The following is a 15,446-nucleotide window of genomic DNA, read 5'->3' as shown; positions in this document are numbered from 1 at the left end:
GGTTTGGCGGGGCAATTCCCTTTTCGCTCGTTCTCGGTCGGAGCACCATCTCCCCTCCGGCGCGTTCGCGCCACCTCCCCTGACGCGCTTCGCGCTGGGGAGGATCGTGCCGCTCAATATTTCGCCAGCTTCACCGGCATGTATTTGTACCCATGGACGAAGTTCGAGTTCACACGCTCGATGTCCCCGTCGATCTCCGGCCGCAGCCGCCGCGCCGTCAGTTCCTCGAGCAGGATCTGGAGCTGCAATTCCGCCAGCCGGGCGCCGACGCAGCGATGGATACCGTAGCCGAAAGCGAGCTGCCGCCGCGCATTTTCCCGGTCGACGATCCATTCATTGGCGTTTTCGAACACCTCCTCGTCGCGATTGGCGGAGATGTACCACATGATGAGCTTGTCGCCCTTCTTGATCTGCTTTCCTTCGAGCTCGTAATCCTCCATCGCCGTGCGCCGCATATGGGCGAGCGGGGTCTGCATCCGGATCGTTTCGCTGACCGCATTCTTGATGAGGCCGGGATTGTTTTCGAGCTTTTCGCGCTGATCGGCGAACTGGTCCATGAACCAGGCGACGCCCGACATCGAATTGCGCGTCGTATCGTTGCCGCCGACGATCAGCAGCGTGATGTTGCCGAGGAAATTGCGGTCGTCCATGTCGCGCATCGCCTCGGAATGCGCCATCATCGAGAGGAGATCGGGGCCGGGATCGCTTTCCTTGCGCTGCTTCCAGAGCGCCTGGAAATAGGCCGCCGCCTCGTACATCTTCGCCATCCGAACCGGACCGAGCTCGGGGTCCATCGCGGCGTTGACATCGCCCATCCAGTCCGACCATTCGGTCAGCTTGCGCCGGTCTTCCCAAGGGAAGCCGAAGAGGATGGCGAGCATCCCCGTCGTCAGCTCGATCGACACCGTATCGACCCAGTCGAACGTCTCGCCGATCGGCAGGCTGTCGAGCAGCTCGCCGGTCCGGCGGCGAACGTCCTCGTCGAGCCGGCTCATCTCGCTCGGCGTGAAGGCGGGGGAGACGGTGCGGCGCTGCGCGGTATGTTCGGGACGATCCATGCCGATGAACATCGGCAGCGCGATCGTCTTGTCGTCGGTCGAATTGAGGATCGTGAAGCCGCCATTGCGCCAGTCCGAGCTGAAGATATCGGGCAGCGCCTCGACATGGACGATCGGCTTGTAGGTGGTCAGCGACCAGAAGGAGCCGTAGACGCTGTCCTTGCAATAATGGACCGGGTCCTCGCGGCGCAGCTTTTCGAACACCGGCTGCCACTGGTCGAGCGCATAGAGTTCGGGCCGCGAAACGTCGATCTCGTCGAGCGGCGTATCGGCGGTCGCGAGCGGCTTTTCGAGCGTCGATCGATCGAGGCTCGCGCGCCATTCATCGGCGAATTCGGCGCGATAGCGCTGTTCGGGCGTCATCGACTCGCGGTCGATCGCCTTCAGATCTTCGGGTTTGACTTCGGCCCGGGACTGGGTGGCCATGGCGCTCTCCAACTGCTGAATTCGGGAACGCCGGTCTTCTCGTCGCCGGCTTTGCGCGATCCCCCATGCCACCGGTTTCGGTAGCAGAATGAGACTGACACAGTTGACAGCAATGTCAATAGCGTTCGAGCCGGACCCTCATCCGCTGAATGCCGTGGAGGAAGTTGGAGGCGATGCGGCGGGGTTCGCCGACGCGCACCGGCCGCAGCCGCCGTTCGCGCAGCTCTTCGAACAGGATGCGCAGCTGCAGTTCGGCCAGCCGCGCGCCGACGCAGCGATGGACGCCATGGCCGAAGGCAATGTGGCGGCGCGAATTTTCGCGGCCCAGATCCCAATTTTCCGCATCGGGGAAGATGCTCTCGTCGTGATTGGCCGAGATGTGCCAGAGCACGACCTTGTCGCCGGCCCGGATCGCCTGACCGCCGAGTTCGGCGTCCTCGATCGCAGTGCGGCGCATATGCGGCAACGGCGATTGCTTGCGGATCGTTTCGCTGACCGCGTTCGCAACAAGATCGCCATCGCCCTCCAGCGCCTCGCGCTGTTGGGGAAATTCGGTCATGAAATCGACCGCGCCGGACATCGAATTGCGCGTCGTATCGTTCCCGCCCACGATCAGCAGCATCATGTTGCCCAGTATCTGCCGCTGGTCGGCATCGGCGAGCACGTCGCTTTCGGCCATCATCGAGATCAGGTCCGCGGCGCCCTTTCCTTTGCGCTCCGCCCAGAGCTTGCCGAAATAGCTCGCCGCTTCGAACAGGATGCGCCCGCGCTGTTCGCGCCAGGCGCCATCGGTCGCGGCGCCGGTATCGCCCATCCAGTCTGACCAGAAGGTCAGCTTGCGCCGGTCGTCCCAGGGGAAATCGAAAAGGATGGCCAGCATCCCGGTCGTGAGCTCGATCGACACGCTGTCGACCCAGTCGAACTCCTCGTCGCGGGGCAGCCGGTCGAGCAATTCCCCGGTGCGGCGCCGGACATCGCTTTCGAGAGCCGCCATGGCGCTCGGCGCGAAAGCGGGCGCGACGCTGCGCCGCTGGTGGGCATGGGCCTCGCCGTCCAGTGCGATGAACATCGGCACCGAGGCTTCGGCATCGCTCGCCATGTCCTGGATCGTGAAGCCGCCGCGTTCGAAGCTCGACGAGAAAATCTCCGGCCGTGACGAGACCTGGACGACGGGATCATAGCCGGCCACGCTCCAATAGGGACCGTAGGGGCCCGATTCGACGCGCAGGACGGGGGCTTCGGCACGAAGCCGCGCGAAAATCTCGCGCCATGTGCCGGTTGCGAAAAGATCGGGGTGGCTGGGGTCGATTTCGGCAAGCGGCATGGCCGCCGAAGGCATTTCGCCATGCCCCGCACCGTTCGCTACCAAACCTTTGCCGAATTGATCGGCCGATCCCCGGCTTGTCATGAAATTTTACTCAAACCCCCTACTCGAACAATTTGCCGCAGTTAGGCAGGCAATGTCAATTTTGCTTTGCACTATTATGAAATGGATTGAACCTGCGCAGTAATGAAGGGCCGGATTTGAGCACACCTTTTCGGAACCAGCGCGCGCCGATCGCGATCGTGATCGCCACCCAGAGCAGTTGCCAGGCGATTGCCGCGAGATGCGGCCAGATCGCGGCATCGGTCGCGCCGCGCGCGACCATGGCGAAGGGCGAGCTGAACGGAAACAATTCGGCGATCAGCGCCAGCGTGCTTCCCGGCGTCGCCGCGGCGGCCGAGGCCAGCCCGAACATCGCCATCTGGAAGAAGGCGATGGGCAGAGAGAGCATCTGGATTTCGCGCATCGAACTCGCCTGCGCGCCGACGGCGAGGAACACCGAGCCCAGTAGCAGATAGCCCATGGCGAAATAGACGATGCCGAGGGTGAGAAAGGTCGACAATCCGATCGCCGGATCGATGACGCCCATCATCCCCGGCCCCGCCAGCGCGCCGATCGCCATCGAGACGAGCCCGCCCCAGAAGGCGACGAAGAGCAGCGCCACGCCGAACAGGCCGGCCAGCTTGCCGACGAACACCGCCTCGAGCGGTGCGGCGGCGGCGAGGATTTCAATGACCTTGTTGCCCTTTTCCTCGGCCAGCACGCTGACCGTCTGCCCCGCGAGCAGCAGCGTCAGCAGGAACAGCACGAACAGCGCGCCCATGCCGGCCGATTGCCGGTCGCTCGAACTCGCCTCCTGCCGCTGGAAAGGTGTGCGAGGAATGGCCGGTGGGTCGGCGCCCGGCGAAATATCGGCCAGCCTGTCGCGCCGCGCGTCTTCGGCAAGGGCCGCGAGATAGTTGGCGCTGAAACTGGCATTGCCGCCGTCGATGATATGCCAGCCGGCATCGTCGCCCGTGCCGTCGCGATAGAGCACGGCGGTGACATCGATGCCGCTTTCGCTGAACACGGCCCGGGCCTGCGCTTCCGGATCGCCGCGTGGTTCGCGCGTTTCGAGCTGCGGCGGTGCGATCGGCGCCGGGATGAGATCGCGCCGCCTCCCGTCCGCCGCGCGAATCAGCGCATTCTCCTCGGCCGAAGCGATGACGACGATCCGCTGCCCGGCCTCGCCGCTATCGGCGATCATCCGCGCGCCCGTCCCGCCGACCGTCGCGAAGACGAGCATGAAGAGAGGCGCGAGCAGGAAGATCAGGAAAGCGGGCGTAAAGACGGTGGCGATGAAATCGCGGCGCGCGATGACGACGGCCTGGCGCAGGAACATGTTCATGCCTCCAGCTCTTCGCCGGATTCCATCCGCTCGACCGTTTCCGCGCCGACCAGCGCGACGAAGGCGTCGTGCAATCCCGGCCGTTCGAGCGACAGGCCGGCAATGCCGTGTCCACTGTCGAGCAGCGTCTGGAGCAGGCTCTCCATCCCGTCCTCGGGGACGGGGAAGCGGTAGTCCTTGCCGTCGCGCACGGCTTCGGGTGGCAGCAGCGGCAGCAGCGCGGAGCTGTCCTCGCGGGGCGTGTAATGCGCCTCCATCGGCAGCGTCGCGCGCGCCTCCTCGACGCTGCCTTCATAGCGCCGCTTGCCGCCGGCGATGATCGCCAGCCGGTCGCAGAGCCGCTCGGCATGCGCCATGATATGCGTCGAAAACAGGATGGTTGCGCCGCGATCGCGTTCGGCCAACACCAGTTTCTCCAGCCGTTCCTGGTTGACCGGGTCGAGGCCCGAAAACGGTTCGTCGAGCACGATCAGGTCGGGCCGGTGGACGATCGATCCCTGCAGCTGGACGAGCTGCGCCATGCCCTTGGAAAGCTTCTTGATCTTCTCATGGGCCGAACCGCCAAGGCCGACCGCTTCCAGCATCTCGTCCGCCCGTTCGCGTCCCGTGCGCCAATCCAGCCCGCGCAGCGCGCCCATGAAGGCGATCGCCTCGCGCGCCTTCATGCTGGGATAGAGACCGCGTTCTTCGGGCAGATAGCCGACCCGGTCGCTCTGCGTGCGCGGGCGCGGCGAGCCGAGCAGCATCCGGCTGCCCTCGTCCGGTTCGATGATCCCGAGCAACATCCTGAGCGTCGTCGTCTTGCCCGCGCCATTGGGGCCGAGAATGCCGTAGATGCTGCCCGCCGGCACGGCGATATCGACGCCGTCCACGGCGCGCTTGTCGCCGAAATATTTGACGAGGCCGGTGGCCGACATGGCGAGATCAGGGGACATGGGAGGCGTGTAGCGGGGGCGCGATTAAGAAAACACCCCAATCCTCCCCCACCGGGGGAGGGGGACCCACCTCGTTAGCGCAGCACTTGCGGAAGTTGCCCCTCCACCGCACTTCGCGCGGTCCCCCTCCCCGTTCCGGGGAGGAACGGCTAGGTTCGCACCATGGACACCAACCGCCTCAAGGCCCAAGCCGCCGCCGAAGGCTTCGCCGCCTGCGGCGTTGCGCCCGCCGATGCCGCGCCGCGCGCGGGCGAGCGGCTCGAGACGTGGCTGGCCGATGGCGCGCATGGCGACATGCTGTGGATGGAGAGCCGCGCGCATCACCGGGTGAGCCCCAAGGCGCTCTGGCTCGAGGTGCGCTCGGTCGTCATGCTCGGCATGAGCTACGCGCCGGCGGGGGACCCGCTGGCGCTCGAAGAGGCTGGCGATATCGGCCGGATCTCGGTCTACGCGCAGGGCAAGGACTATCACGACGTCGTCAAGAAGGCGCTTAAACGGCTTGCCCGCTGGCTGGTCGCGGAGGCGGGTGGCGATGTGAAGGTCTTCGTCGATACGGCACCGGTGATGGAAAAGCCGCTCGCCGAGGCGGCGGGGATCGGCTGGCAGGGCAAGCACACCAACCTGCTCAGCCGCGAGAACGGCAACTGGCTGTTCCTCGGCGCGATCTACACGACGCTCGACCTCATGCCCGATACGCCGGGGCGCGATCGGTGCGGCAGCTGCACCGCCTGCCAGGATATCTGCCCTACGCAAGCCTTTCCCGCGCCCTATCGGCTCGATGCGCGGCGCTGCATTTCCTACCTCACCATCGAGCATAAGGGCCCGATCCCGCACGAATTTCGCGAGGGCGTAGGCAACCGCATCTATGGCTGCGACGATTGTCTCGCCATTTGCCCGTGGAACAAGTTTGCCGAGCAAGCCCAGGCCAACCGCCACTTCCTGCCGCGTGCCGAACTCGTCGCCCCGCCCCTCGCCGACCTGCTGGCGCTCGACGATGCGGGGTTTCGCGAGGTGTTTTCCGGCTCGGCGATCAAGCGGATCGGGCGCGACCGGTTCGTGCGCAACTGCCTGATCGCGGCGGGGAACAGCGGGGACGCGGGGTTGGTGGGGCCGGTTCGGGCGTTGCTGGGCGATCCGGACGAAGTGGTGCGCGAGGCGGCGGAGTGGGCGTTTGCGAGATTGTCAGACTCGACCTGACGGTCGAGCGCCGCACCAGCCCGCACCCCCACCCGGCCTCCCATCCAGGATACTTACGTGGGAGGCCGGGTGGGGGTGCGGGCTGGTGCGGCGATTTTCCGCCAGGAAAATTCTGACAAACTATCTCGCCAACGCCTCGACGCACTGCGCCCGGTCCACATCCTGCCCCGCCGCGTTGCGCGCATCGACATGCGTCACGACATATTCGCTGCCGCTACCCTGCGGATAGAGATAAGTGTCGAGGACGCACGGCGTACCCGTGAATTGCAGCTTGCGCGCGCCTTCTTCGCGGAAATCCTGTGCCGGTTCGCCGAACAGCGCGGCGAGCTGCGAGGCGCTTGCGCCCATGACCCGCTCGAGGCCGCGTGTGGACACCGTCGGCGTGGTCGTGGTCGTCGGCACCGGCGTCACGGCGCAGCCCGCCAGCACGAGGCCCGTCGCCAGGGCGAAATATTTGCGCATCTTCAAACTCCCCTACCCCCGCTCACCGCTGGCGATGCAGCATGTGTGCGGCCATTGCGGCGCTCAGGATCGGCGCCAGCAGATTGGCGACAGGAACCACGAACAGCCCCGCCGCGACAAGCCCGATCTGCATCCGTCTGCCGCGCGTGGAGCGCAGCCAGTCTTGCCAGGCGGGCCGGGGGACATGCCGGACGGCGATCAGCTCGCCCAGATCGCGCGACAGCAGCAGCGCATTGACGATGAAAAAGGCGGCGACGGTGCCGATCCCGGTCACGAGCAGGACGATGTAGACAGGCAGCGCCAGCAGGTTCCAGCCAATGGCCCGCCCGACGCTTCCGAGCGCGACGCGCGTCTGCGTCGTATAGGAGGCGCGGACAGCGCGGGCGCGCTGATCGGGATAGTGTTTCGCCTCGACCGCATCGACGATCTCGTCGGTGAACAGCCCGATCACGGCAATCGCGATGACGCGGAACAGCAGCCCGCCCGACAGCGCCGCGACGATCACCGCGCCGGCCGCCGCAACGAATCCGCTCCCCTGGCCCCAGCCGAGCCAGGCGAAGAGCCATACAAGGCCGAAATAGAGCAGCACGCCGAACACCGCGAACAGCAGCAGCGTCAGCGCCAGCGACTTGCCGAGCACCTTCAGGAAGGCCGGATCGCCGAGCTGGCCGATCGAGAGGGAGAGCGCACGGAGCATGTCGTTGATGTGTGGCGGCTTTGCAGGTACGTCAATTGCATGAACCATCACGGTGCGGAAGCATCGAAATCCTCCCCGAGAAGGGGAGGGGGACCACGAAGTGGTGGAGGGGTATTCCCGGCAGCGTAAGGAGAAACGCGAATGCCTACACCCCTCCGTCAGCCCTGCGGGCTGCCACCTCCCCTTCCCGGGGATGATTCTGTGCGATCGCCGACAGTATCCGTTCCGGTTGCGCCATGCCGCACCGCCCCCTAGGTGGCGTGCAACAGCTTCCCCGCAATTTTTCAGGAGTCCCCATGACCGAACCCACGCTCGATATCGTCGCCATCGGCAACGCCATCGTCGATGTCATCTCTCAGGCCGAGGACAGCTTCCTCGCCGAAGAGGGCCTCAACAAGGGTTCGATGCAGCTGCTCTTCACGACCGAGGAGGCCGAGGCGCTTTATGCCAAGATGGGTCCGGGCGTCGAAGCGAGCGGCGGATCGGCGGCGAACACGATCGCGGGCATCGGCGCGCTGGGCGGCAAGACCGGCTTTATCGGCCAGGTCGCCGACGACGAACTCGGCGACGTGTTTCGCCACGACATCACCGCGCTCGGCGTGAAATTCGACACCGCAGCGCGCAGCGGCGAACCGGCAACGGCGCGCTGCCTGATCCTCGTCACCCCCGATGGCGAGCGGACGATGAACACCTTTCTCGGCGCCTCGCAGCATCTGCCGGCCTCCGCGCTCGACCACGAGCTGATCGAAAGCGCCGCGATCCTCTATCTCGAAGGATATCTCTGGGATCCCGAAGAACCCCGCGCGGCGATGGACAAGGCGATCGATATCGCCCGGAATGCGGGCCGCAAGGTCGCCTTCACCCTGTCCGACGGCTTTTGCGTCGACCGCCATCGCAACGGCTTCCTGAAGCTGATCGAGGACGGGCGGATCGATATCTTGTTCGCCAATGAAGACGAGATCAAATCGCTGCAACAGACCGAGGATTTCGACGAGGCGGTCGAGAAGACCGCCGCCAGGGTGCCGACGCTCGTCGTCACGCGCAGCGAAAAGGGCGCCATTGCGGTCAAGGACGGCGAGCGCGCCGAAGTCGCCGCCGAACCGATCGACAGGATGGTCGATGCCACCGGCGCCGGCGACCAGTTCGCCGCGGGCTTCCTCCACGGCCAGGCGCAGGACAAATCGGTCGCCGACAGCCTCGCCATGGGCGCCGTCTGCGCGGCCGAAGTGATCCAGCATTACGGGCCGCGCCCGGAGGCGGACACCAAGGCGCTGATCGCGAAACGATTGGGGTGAATTTCTCCCTCCTCTTCAGAGGAGGGATGCAAGCGTGGTGCAAGAGAAGGCAGGGGTTCGATGCCCCTGTCGGCTCTCTTTAGTTCGCGCTTGGGGCTTTTACGCTCGCTTCCGCTCGCTCTACCACCACCCCAACCCCTCCTCTAAAGAGGAGGGGCTCTTTGTCACTCCGTCCCCGGGATGCTCGGTTCGATATCCTCGATCTCGGTTTCGTGCACCTCGACGCGGCCTTTGCCGAGATGGCTCTTGCGATAGCCGTAAAAGGCGTAGATCGCGATGCCGATCACGGTCCAGATCGGCAGCATCAGCATCGCCGCCGTCGGCAGGTTCACGAACAGGAACACGCACCCCCCGATCGCCAGCGGCCCGACGAGCCAGAGCGCCGGCACGCGGAAGGGGCGCCCGCGTGCCGGATCGCTCCGCCGCAACACCATCACGGCGACTGCGACCATGGCAAAAGCGTATAGGGTCCCCGCATTGGCGATATCGGCCAGCTGCCCGACCGGGAAGAAGGCCGCGCCGATCGCCACGACGACGCCGGTCACCGCAGTGACCACATAGGGCGTGTGCCATTTCGGGTGCACCTTCGAAAGGACCTCGGGGAGCAGCCCGTCGCGGCTCATGACGAAGAAGATGCGCGTCTGGGCGAAGAGCAGCACGAGGATCACGCTGGGCAGGGCCACGAAGGCGGCGATACCCAGCAAATTGCCGATCCCCGAAAAGCCGATTTGCCTGAGGACATGCGCCAGCGCCTCGTTCGAACAGACCAGCGCGGCGGCATGTTCGGGCATCGCGCATTGCCGGGCGAGTTCCTCCGACCCTGCCGGGAACGGCACACCGCCCGGCCCCATGATTGGCTGCCCGCCGATGGTGCCGATCGCCCCCGCGGCGACGAGGATGTAGAAGACGGTACAGAAGAGCAGCGAACCGACAAGGCCGATCGGTACGTTGCGCTGCGGATCGCGCGTTTCCTCCGCCGCGGTCGAGACGGCGTCGAAGCCGACATAGGCGAAGAAGATCGTCGCCGCCGCGCCGACAGCACCGACGCCGGTGCCGAACCCGCCAAACACGCCGGCTGGCAGGAACGGGTTGAACCGGTCCAGTTCGACTTGCGGCAGGGTCAGCACGATGAAAGCGGTGAGCGCGGTCACCTTGATCGCGACGAGGATGGCATTGACCTTCGCGCTTTCGCTCGTGCCGATCATCAGCAGCCAGGTGACGAGCAACGCGATGACGAGCGCGGGCAGGTTGATAAGGCCGCCCGGCGCGCCGCCCAGCGCAACCGGCCCCGCGGCGAGCCAGGCGGGCAGATGGATCCCCAGCCCCTCCTGCAGGATCGTACCGGCGAAATAGCCCGACCAGCCGACCGATACCGCGCTCGCGGCGATCGCATATTCGAGCACGAGCGCCCAGCCGACCGTCCAGGCAAGAAACTCGCCCATCGTCGCATAGCTATAGGTATAGGCAGAGCCCGCGACCGGGATCATCGCCGCGATCTCGGCATAGCAGAGCGCGGCGACGATGCAGACCGCGCCGGCGATGGCGAAAGCGAGCATCAGTCCCGGGCCCGCCTTTTGCGCGCCCGCCGCCGTCAGCACGAAGATGCCGGTGCCGATGATGCAGCCGATGCCGAACAGCATCAGCTGCACGGGACCGAGCGAACGATGGAGCGATTTCTTTTCCGCCGTCTCGAGAATGGCATCGAGCGGCTTGATACGACCGAAGTGCATCGGCGGTGATCCCGAAGTCACGCGTGATGGCCACGATGGCCGTGCGGCTCCGCAAAATCGCCTCTACGCCTTTTTTCGAAACGCGCAATCGGGAAAATGCGTGTCAGCTGTCCGCGTCGCGTCGCGCCCCGATGCGCGCCATAATCGCCCCGATAAAATCGCCCTTGGCCTCGGTATAGGCTTCGCGGTCATCGGCATATCGCGCGGCGAGATCGCGTTTCAGCGCCGCATACCGCTCCGCATCCTCGGGATGCGCGCGCAGATGGTCGCGAAAGCCGAGCTGGCTCCACAATTTGCCCGGCCGTTCGCAGATATGGAGGTGATGCGTCCGCTTTTCGCCGAAGGGCGGCATGCCCTTGACGAAATAGAGTCGGCCCGGCCTTGGATCCTCCCGCCAGAAGACATAGTCGAGGTTCACCAGCCGGGCCGGAAACGCGCCCCTCGCCTCTTCCAGCGCGGGGACGGCGACAAGGATGTCGATGACGGGCTTCGCCGCGAGGCCGGGAACGGCGGTGCTGCCGAAATGCTCGATCGCATCGATGTCCTCTCCGGCCAGCACCGTGCGCAGCCGTTCGGCTTCCGCAGAAAACATTGCGGGCCAGGTCGGATCGTAATCGACGATCTCGACCCGGTCGCCGGCCACCGGAGCTTCTACCCGATCAGTTCGGGAAAGATGCCGAGGATCAGGATTACCGTCAGCGCGATCGGGCAGAGCCACGCGACGAGGAAGCGCCAGAACAGGTGCAGCCCGCCCGAAATGCCGTTCTCCGCGTCGGTCAGCCGCCGGTCGGCGACCCAGCCGATGAAGATCGCGGTCAGCAGCCCCGACAGCGGCAGCATGATCTTGCCGGTAAAGCCGTCGACGACGCCGAAGAAATTCTGCTCGCGGAACATCGCGATGAAATCGAGCGGGTACCATTCGCCCATCACGTTGAACGACAGCGCCGAGAAGATTCCGATCACGAAGGCGAGGCCGCCGACAAGCACCGCCGTCCTGGCGCGCGTCCACCCGAACTTATACCTTATCCAGTTGGTTGGCGCATCGAGCAGCGACACCGAACTCGTCAGCGCGGCGAAGAAGACCATGACGAAGAACAGCAGTCCGATCAGCGAACCGGCCGGCATCGTCTGGAAGCTCGCGGGCAAGGTCTGGAACATCAATGTCGGACCGCTGTCGACGGCGAGCCCGGCGGCAAAGACGATCGGGAAGATGCAAAGCCCCGCGATGATCGCGACCGAGGTATCGCAGGCGGCGATCATGCCCGACGTCTTGGCGAGATTGACGCCGCGATCGGCATAGGCGCCATAGGTGATCATGATCGCAGAGCCCAGCGACAGCGAGAAAAAGGCCTGCCCCAGCGCCGACAGCATGACCGGGCCGTGCAGCAGCCGCGCAGGATCGAAGGCGAACATGAAAGCGAGCGCCTCGGCGAAATCGCCGCTGAACGCGCCATAGACCGTGATGCCGAGAAACAGGATGAAGAAGGCCGGCATCAGATAGACCGCGACCTTTTCGATACCGCCGGTCACGCCGCGCGCTACGACGTAGATGGTGAGGCCCATGAACAACGCGTGGAGCGGCAGCATGACGGCGTTGTTGTCGAACAGCGCCGGCATCAGCCCCTGCACCTGTTCCGCGCTCTGCCCCGCAAAGGCGCCGCCGGTCAGATTGCCGCTACCGATCGACGCGAAGAGATCCCCCGCGAACACGCCGATATAGTAGAGCACCCAGCCGGCGATGACGCTGTAGAAGCTGACGATGAGGAACGAGGCGATGGCGCCGACCACCGCGAGCGCCGACCAGGCGGTCGATCCGCCCGATTCCCGTGCAACGACGCGCACGCTCTCGACCGCCGAGCTCTTGCCGTGACGGCCGATCAGCGTTTCCGATAGCAGCAGCGGCAAGCCGATCAGCGCGACGCAAGCGATGTAGAAGATGACAAAGGCACCGCCGCCATTCTGGCCGGCCTCGGCAGGGAAACGCCAGAGATTGCCGAGCCCCACGGCCGACCCGACCGCCGCCATGACGAAGGCGAAACGCGACGACCAGTGCTCCTGCGCCGTTGCCGAACCCGCAACGCCCGGATCGCCGCCTGCCACCATCGTTACATCCTCCCCGTCACTCTTTTACTTTTCAGCGTCCTAGCGCCTAACCGCGCGCGATCATAGGGCCGAGCGGTTCGCCGGCGAAGATATGGACGTGGAGGTGCGGCACTTCCTGCCCGCCATGCCTGCCGATATTGGCGAGCAGGCGATAGCCGGGCTCGACGAAGCCGTGTTCGCGCGCGATCTTGCCGATCGTGCGGATGAAATGGGCGATCTCCTGATCGGAGGCCGTTTTCGTGAAATCGTCCCAGCTGACATATTCGCCCTTGGGAATGACGAGGATGTGGTTCGACGCCTGCGGGTTGATGTCCTTGAAGGCGAGGACGCGATCGTCCTCGTACACCGTCTCGTTCGGAATTTCACCGCGCAGGATCCTGGCGAAGATATTGTCGCTGTCATAGGGCTCGGTCGGGTCGATCGGCATGGCGTCTCCGGCTCTTCATCGAAATTCAACCATGTAAGGCATCGCCGCCGGGCCTTGGAAAATCAAGCCTTTCGCGTGGCTTTCTCGGCGATCCCCGATACACCCTCGCGCCGTTCGAGCTCGGCGAGCACATCGGCGAAGGCGACGCCGCGATCGGCGCACAGCACCAGCAGGTGGAAGAGCAGGTCGGCCGCTTCGCCGGTGAACGCCTGATCGTCCTCGGTGAGCGCGGCGATTACCGCTTCGGTCGCCTCCTCGCCCAGTTTCTGCGCGATCTTCGGCCGGCCCTTCGAAAAGAGCTTCGCGACATAGGAAGATTCCGGATCGCCGTCGCGGCGATCGGCGATCAGCTGTTCGAGACGGGCGAGGACATCGGACACGGCGCCGCTTCTGACGCGACGCGCGCCGATGCGTCAAGCGTCGCGGTCGTTCTTCTTCTTTTTGCGCTTGGCGAGATAACGGCCGCCGATAACGCCGCCCGCGGCGATCGCGAAGAGCAGGACCATCGGCGGCTCGTCGACCGGCGTGGCGCTGCCGCTGCCCGGCGACGCGGTCTCGGGCTGCGGGGCTTCACGCGAAGAGGGCGGCGTATCCATCGCCTGTGCGGGGATCGCCGCGAGCATGGCGGCGGACGCGGCGAGTGCGAGACGGCGTAATGTCATGCGTGATCCCCTGGTTCGCCCGCAACGAAACGTCGCGGACGAGTGGATCGCTAGCATGCCGGTAGGCCCCCGCACCTGTAAATCAGGGTTAATTTCACGTCAGAAGACGAAGTAAATAGTTAATTGACACGCCGTGCGGCGGACTGTCCCGATCCGGGTCAGTTGCCGCGAACCGGGATGCCCTTTTCGGCCAGCGCCGCATGCGCGTCGGCGATGCTGTGTTCGCCGAAATGGAAGATCGAGGCGGCGAGCACCGCAGAAGCATGACCCTCGATCACGCCCTCGACGAGGTGATCGAGTGTCCCGACGCCGCCCGAGGCGACGACCGGGACGGCAACGACATCGGCGATGGTTCGGGTAAGATCGAGGTCGAAGCCCTCGCGCGTCCCGTCCCTGTCCATAGACGTGACGAGCAATTCGCCCGCGCCGAGATCGGCGAGGCGTTTGGCGTGTTCGATCGCGTCGATGCCCGTGCCGCGCCGCCCGCCATGGGTGAAGACCTCCCAGCCGCCATCGACGCGCCGCGCATCGACCGATCCGACGACGCACTGGCTTCCGAAGCGTGCCGCCATTTCACCGACGAGTTCGGGCCGGGCAACGGCGGCGGAGTTGACCGCGACCTTGTCGGCGCCCGCGAGCAGCAGCTTGCGCGCATCGTCCGCCGTCCGCACGCCGCCGCCGACGGTGAGCGGCATGAAGCAGACCGCCGCGGTGCGCGCGACGATATCGAGCAGCGTGTCGCGCTCCTCATGGCTCGCGGTGATGTCGAGGAAGCAGAGTTCGTCGGCGCCGGCCGCATCATAGACCCGCGCCTGTTCGACCGGGTCGCCGGCATCGGCGAGATCGACGAAATTGACGCCCTTCACAACGCGGCCGTCCTTGACGTCGAGACAGGGGATGACGCGGGTGCGGACGGTCATATGTCGAGTTGGATCGGATACGATAACGCCGATCTAAATTTCGTTTCCAACTTCATATCGAAAGTCTGCGACGGCTTCCATTTCCTGCCGTTCGCTACTCCTTCAATAGTAGCAAGCAGCCCGCCTTCCACCCAGATAATGAAGGAGAATCCCTCGCGCATAGATCGGCTCGTACCGCCTACCCCGTGGAGGCCAAAAACCTCCTGAGGATCGCAGGGCACCACTTCGTTACGAAGTGTCAGATCGGTGAAAAACCCCTTCCCGGTCCATTCTCGCTCACGTGCTCTTATGAAGGGAGTCTGCCTTCGTAGCGAAGCCAGAATGGGATGGTCTCCTTCGAGAGCCATTCTAAGCGCTTCATCCTCCATAAAGATTTGCCACTTCTCTCTGGAGTGACCAAACAGACCTCTCATTTCTCTGCCACCGCCAGTGCAGCGCCCAGATCGAGACTCCCGTCATAGATGGCACGACCGCAAATCACGCCCTCAATCCCGTCGCGCGCATGGACGTTGAGCGCATGGATATCGGCGATGCCGCGAACGCCGCCGCTCGCAATCACCGGGATATCGGTCGCACGGGCCAGATCGACGGTCGCGTCGATGTTGCAACCCTTCATCATCCCGTCGCGGCCGACATCGGTGAAGAGCAGCGCAGCAACGCCCGCATCCTCGAAGCGTTTCGCCATGTCGGCGACCGAAACCTCGGTCGTTTCGGCCCAGCCGCGCGTTGCGACCATGCCGCCCTTGGCATCGACGGCGACGACGATGCCGCCGGGGAAGTCCTTCGCGGCGCCCTTGACGAGATCGGGGTCTTCCATCGCCGC

16 protein-coding genes are annotated in these 15,446 nt (G+C 65.1%); 2 read left to right on the top strand and 14 right to left on the bottom strand.

Features of this window, described 5'->3' with window-relative positions; all coding sequences use genetic code 11:
• Positions 1–113: 113 nt before the first annotated feature.
• The 4 genes from Q0139_RS00080 to Q0139_RS00065 all read right to left on the bottom strand — a co-directional run bounded on the left by Q0139_RS00080 (position 114) and on the right by Q0139_RS00065 (position 5,130).
• Positions 114–1,484, bottom strand: a complete 1,371-nt coding sequence (locus Q0139_RS00080; protein WP_298015739.1) for a cytochrome P450 — start codon at positions 1,482–1,484, stop codon at positions 114–116.
• 115 nt (positions 1,485–1,599) lie between these two features.
• Entirely contained in the window at positions 1,600–2,892 is a 1,293-nt protein-coding gene (locus tag Q0139_RS00075) for a cytochrome P450 (RefSeq protein WP_298015737.1), read from the bottom strand.
• Positions 2,893–2,947: 55 nt separating this feature from the next.
• Positions 2,948–4,195: an ABC transporter permease gene (locus tag Q0139_RS00070; RefSeq protein WP_298015735.1), complete on the bottom strand. Its 1,248-nt coding sequence runs from the start codon at positions 4,193–4,195 to the stop codon at positions 2,948–2,950.
• Positions 4,192–5,130 (bottom strand): ABC transporter ATP-binding protein, encoded by a 939-nt coding sequence (locus tag Q0139_RS00065; RefSeq protein WP_298015733.1) that lies wholly within the window; start codon positions 5,128–5,130, stop codon positions 4,192–4,194. The genes Q0139_RS00070 and Q0139_RS00065 overlap by 4 nt, the downstream gene beginning before the upstream one ends.
• A gap of 162 nt (positions 5,131–5,292) precedes the next feature.
• Here Q0139_RS00065 and queG point away from each other — a divergent pair, with 162 nt between their 5' ends.
• Positions 5,293–6,327: a tRNA epoxyqueuosine(34) reductase QueG gene (gene queG, locus Q0139_RS00060; RefSeq protein ID WP_298015731.1), complete on the top strand. Its 1,035-nt coding sequence runs from the start codon at positions 5,293–5,295 to the stop codon at positions 6,325–6,327.
• 120 nt (positions 6,328–6,447) lie between these two features.
• Here queG and Q0139_RS00055 read toward each other — a convergent pair whose 3' ends face one another.
• Together Q0139_RS00055 and Q0139_RS00050 are read right to left on the bottom strand one after the other, a co-directional pair.
• Positions 6,448–6,789 (bottom strand): hypothetical protein, encoded by a 342-nt coding sequence (locus tag Q0139_RS00055; protein ID WP_298015729.1) that lies wholly within the window; start codon positions 6,787–6,789, stop codon positions 6,448–6,450.
• Positions 6,790–6,811: 22 nt separating this feature from the next.
• Positions 6,812–7,534 carry an EI24 domain-containing protein gene (locus Q0139_RS00050; RefSeq protein WP_298015727.1) on the bottom strand — a complete coding sequence of 241 codons (723 nt, stop codon included), beginning with the start codon at positions 7,532–7,534 and terminating at the stop codon, positions 6,812–6,814.
• Positions 7,535–7,782: 248 nt separating this feature from the next.
• On the opposite strand from Q0139_RS00050, the gene Q0139_RS00045 reads away from it, so the two are divergent.
• A complete protein-coding gene (locus Q0139_RS00045; protein ID WP_298015725.1) occupies positions 7,783–8,781 on the top strand; it encodes an adenosine kinase in 999 nt (332 codons plus the stop codon).
• 164 nt (positions 8,782–8,945) lie between these two features.
• Here the strand turns inward: Q0139_RS00045 and Q0139_RS00040 are convergent, their stop codons facing one another.
• From Q0139_RS00040 to Q0139_RS00005, 8 genes are all read right to left on the bottom strand, one after another.
• Positions 8,946–10,511 carry an amino acid permease gene (locus Q0139_RS00040; protein ID WP_298015723.1) on the bottom strand — a complete coding sequence of 522 codons (1,566 nt, stop codon included), beginning with the start codon at positions 10,509–10,511 and terminating at the stop codon, positions 8,946–8,948.
• A gap of 103 nt (positions 10,512–10,614) precedes the next feature.
• Positions 10,615–11,154: a GrpB family protein gene (locus Q0139_RS00035; protein ID WP_298015721.1), complete on the bottom strand. Its 540-nt coding sequence runs from the start codon at positions 11,152–11,154 to the stop codon at positions 10,615–10,617.
• 8 nt (positions 11,155–11,162) lie between these two features.
• Positions 11,163–12,614 carry a sodium-dependent transporter gene (locus tag Q0139_RS00030; RefSeq protein ID WP_298015719.1) on the bottom strand — a complete coding sequence of 484 codons (1,452 nt, stop codon included), beginning with the start codon at positions 12,612–12,614 and terminating at the stop codon, positions 11,163–11,165.
• A 46-nt stretch (positions 12,615–12,660) separates the two neighbouring features.
• Positions 12,661–13,041: a histidine triad nucleotide-binding protein gene (locus Q0139_RS00025; RefSeq protein ID WP_298015717.1), complete on the bottom strand. Its 381-nt coding sequence runs from the start codon at positions 13,039–13,041 to the stop codon at positions 12,661–12,663.
• Between the two features lie 62 nt (positions 13,042–13,103).
• A complete protein-coding gene (locus tag Q0139_RS00020; protein WP_298015715.1) occupies positions 13,104–13,421 on the bottom strand; it encodes a phosphoribosyl-ATP diphosphatase in 318 nt (105 codons plus the stop codon).
• A 33-nt stretch (positions 13,422–13,454) separates the two neighbouring features.
• The gene (locus Q0139_RS00015; protein WP_298015713.1) at positions 13,455–13,703 is read right to left on the bottom strand and encodes a hypothetical protein; all 249 of its coding nucleotides are present in this window, start codon (positions 13,701–13,703) and stop codon (positions 13,455–13,457) included.
• A gap of 158 nt (positions 13,704–13,861) precedes the next feature.
• Positions 13,862–14,623 carry an imidazole glycerol phosphate synthase subunit HisF gene (gene hisF, locus Q0139_RS00010; RefSeq protein ID WP_298015711.1) on the bottom strand — a complete coding sequence of 254 codons (762 nt, stop codon included), beginning with the start codon at positions 14,621–14,623 and terminating at the stop codon, positions 13,862–13,864.
• Positions 14,624–15,032: 409 nt separating this feature from the next.
• Positions 15,033–15,446, bottom strand: a 414-nt coding sequence (locus tag Q0139_RS00005; RefSeq protein ID WP_298015710.1) for a HisA/HisF-related TIM barrel protein, incomplete at its 5' end; no start/stop codon positions are given.

It is taken from the genome of uncultured Parasphingopyxis sp., from assembly GCF_937129435.1.
Lineage (GTDB): Bacteria > Pseudomonadota > Alphaproteobacteria > Sphingomonadales > Sphingomonadaceae > Parasphingopyxis.
Note: the sequence above shows the minus strand (reverse complement) of the source record. Positions and strands in the feature narration are given on the sequence as shown.

Bases quoted from the DNA above. Each gene is read 5' to 3' on its own strand.
- hisF (WP_298015711.1), bottom strand. From the start codon at position 14,623: ATGACCGTCCGCACCCGCGTCATCCCCTGTCTCGACGTCAAGGACGGC.
- Q0139_RS00025 (WP_298015717.1), bottom strand. From the start codon at position 13,041: ATGCCGATCGACCCGACCGAGCCCTATGACAGCGACAATATCTTCGCC.
- Q0139_RS00030 (WP_298015719.1), bottom strand. From the start codon at position 12,614: ATGGTGGCAGGCGGCGATCCGGGCGTTGCGGGTTCGGCAACGGCGCAG.
- Q0139_RS00065 (WP_298015733.1), bottom strand. From the start codon at position 5,130: ATGTCCCCTGATCTCGCCATGTCGGCCACCGGCCTCGTCAAATATTTC.
- Q0139_RS00070 (WP_298015735.1), bottom strand. From the start codon at position 4,195: ATGAACATGTTCCTGCGCCAGGCCGTCGTCATCGCGCGCCGCGATTTC.
- Q0139_RS00075 (WP_298015737.1), bottom strand. From the start codon at position 2,892: ATGACAAGCCGGGGATCGGCCGATCAATTCGGCAAAGGTTTGGTAGCG.
- Q0139_RS00045 (WP_298015725.1), top strand. From the start codon at position 7,783: ATGACCGAACCCACGCTCGATATCGTCGCCATCGGCAACGCCATCGTC.
- Q0139_RS00080 (WP_298015739.1), bottom strand. From the start codon at position 1,484: ATGGCCACCCAGTCCCGGGCCGAAGTCAAACCCGAAGATCTGAAGGCG.
- Q0139_RS00050 (WP_298015727.1), bottom strand. From the start codon at position 7,534: ATGGTTCATGCAATTGACGTACCTGCAAAGCCGCCACACATCAACGAC.
- Q0139_RS00040 (WP_298015723.1), bottom strand. From the start codon at position 10,511: ATGCACTTCGGTCGTATCAAGCCGCTCGATGCCATTCTCGAGACGGCG.
- Q0139_RS00055 (WP_298015729.1), bottom strand. From the start codon at position 6,789: ATGCGCAAATATTTCGCCCTGGCGACGGGCCTCGTGCTGGCGGGCTGC.
- queG (WP_298015731.1), top strand. From the start codon at position 5,293: ATGGACACCAACCGCCTCAAGGCCCAAGCCGCCGCCGAAGGCTTCGCC.
- Q0139_RS00015 (WP_298015713.1), bottom strand. From the start codon at position 13,703: ATGACATTACGCCGTCTCGCACTCGCCGCGTCCGCCGCCATGCTCGCG.